The sequence below is a fragment of the Duganella rhizosphaerae genome (genome assembly GCF_040364205.1).
Taxonomy (GTDB): domain Bacteria; phylum Pseudomonadota; class Gammaproteobacteria; order Burkholderiales; family Burkholderiaceae_D; genus Rugamonas; species Rugamonas rhizosphaerae.
The window spans coordinates 1-2305 of sequence record NZ_BPWK01000047.1; the positions used below are offsets into that span (position 1 = coordinate 1).

Genomic DNA, 2305 nt, shown 5'->3' on the forward strand with positions numbered 1-2305 from the left:
GAAGATCCGCGGCTTCCGCATCGAACTGGGCGAGATCGAGGCCAAATTGTCGGCCTGCGCCGGGGTGCGCGAGGCGGTGGTGCTGGCGCGCGAAGACCAGCCGGGCGACAAACGCCTGGTGGCCTATATCGTCGCGCAGCCGGGCGCGCAGCCGGATGCCGGCCAGCTGCGCATGGAACTGGCGCGCACGCTGTCGGACTATATGGTGCCGAGCGCGTTCGTGATGCTGGAGAGCTTCCCGCTGACGCCGAACGGCAAACTCGATCAGAAGGCCTTGCCGGCGCCGGAGGGGGGCGCGTACGCGCGGCGCGGCTACGAGGCGCCCGAAGGCGAACTTGAAGTGACGCTGTCGGCACTCTGGGCCGAGCTGTTCAAGCTGGAGCGGGTCGGCCGCCACGACAACTTCTTCGAACTGGGCGGCCATTCGTTGCTGGCGGTGACGCTGATCGAGCGTATGCGGCAGGTCGGCATGCAAATCGACGTGCGCACCCTGTTCGGCACGCCAACCATCGCGGCGCTGGCGACCGCGCTGGGCACCGGAGAGGCCGATGTGATGGTGCCGCCAAATGGCATCGCCGCCGGCTGTGCGGCGATCAACCCGGCCATGCTGCCGTTGACGCATTTGACGCAGCACGAAATCGACAGCATCACCAAGCTGGTGCCGGGTGGCGCCGCCAACATCCAGGACATCTATCCACTGGCGCCGCTGCAGGAAGGGATTTTGTTCCACCACATGATACAGAGCGCCGGCGACGCCTATCTGCTGCCCACCCTGATCGAATTCGATAGCCAGGAACGCCTGAACGGCTTTCTGGCCAACCTGCAAACGGTGATCGACCGCCACGATATCCTGCGCACTGCGGTGATGTGGGAGGGCCTGGCCGAGCCGCATCAGGTGGTGCTGCGCCACGCTCCGCTCAACATCGAGCAGGTTGAATTCGACCCTGCCGGCGGTGCGATCGCCGACCAGATGCGCAGCCGTTACGATCCGCGCGGCTACCGTATCGACGTGCGCCAGGCGCCGTTGATGCGCGGTTTTATGACCGAGGACCGGGACAACGGGCGCTGGCTGTTGCAGTTCCTGGCGCATCACCTGGCGATCGACCATACGACGATGGAAATCCTGGTCGAGGAAATCCGCATCATCCAGCTGGGCCGCGAGGCCGAGCTGCCAAGGGCGCTGCCGTTCCGTAACTTCATCGCCCAGGCGCGCCTGGGTGTGGGCCGCGCGGAGCATGAGGCCTTCTTCAAGCAGATGCTGTCCGGTGTCGACGAGCCGACCGCGCCGTACGGCCTGCTGGACGTGCGCGGCGATGGTTCGCGGATCAGGGAAATAGAGCAGCAGTTGCCGGCCGCATTGGCATTGCAGCTGCGTGCGCAGGCGCGCGCGCAGGGCGTCAGTGCCGCCAGCCTGATGCACCTGGCTTGGGCCCAGGTGCTGGCGCGCCTGTCGGGACGCCAGGACGTGGTGTTCGGCACGGTGCTGTTCGGCCGTATGCAGGGCGGCGCCGGTTCCGACCGGGTGCTGGGCATGTTCATCAACACGCTGCCGGTGCGGATCAGCATCGATGACCGGGGCGTTGCCCAAGGCGTGCGCGGTACGCACACGCTGTTGACGCAGCTGCTGCGGCACGAGCATGCGTCGCTGGCGTTGGCCCAGCGCTGCAGCGGCGTGGCGGCGCAGACGCCGCTGTTCTCGTCGTTGCTCAATTACCGCCATAGCGTGGTCGAGACGGGCGACGCGGAGCAGCAATCGAACGACGCCTGGGAAGGCGTCAACGTCATCGGCGGCGAAGAGCGCACCAACTATCCGCTGACCTTGTCGGTGGACGATCTGGGCGAAGACTTCGTACTGACGGTGCAAGTCGATCAATCGATATCGGCCGAGCGCGTGGGCGCCTATGTCCAGGAGGCTCTCGAACAACTGGTGAGCGCGCTGGCAACGCGGCCGGCGGCGGCGCTCGATGCGCTGAACGTGCTGCCGCAGGACGAACTGCGGCTGATGCTGGAACAATGGAACGCCACCGACGTGGCGCGGGAACCGGAGCTTTGCCTGCATGAGCTGTTCGAGCGCCAGGCGGCGGCGAGCCCGGAGGCGGTGGCCGTGAACGATGAGCGCGACAGCCTGAGCTACCGCCAGCTCAACGAGCGGGCCAACCAGCTGGCGCGCCATCTGGCGGAGCTGGGCGTGGCGCCGGACGCGCGGGTGGCGGTGTGCGCCGAGCGCGGCGTGGGCATGGTGGTGGCCTTGCTGGCCATCCTGAAGGCGGGCGGCTGCTACGTGCCGCTCGATCCGGATTATCCG

General features: G+C 67.1%; 1 protein-coding gene. It reads left to right on the forward strand.

Annotated features, from left to right (window positions below; translation table 11 throughout):
* Positions 1-2305: condensation domain-containing protein (locus tag RUGAMON1_RS32505; RefSeq protein ID WP_445234399.1), on the forward strand; the 2305-nt coding region annotated here is incomplete at both ends.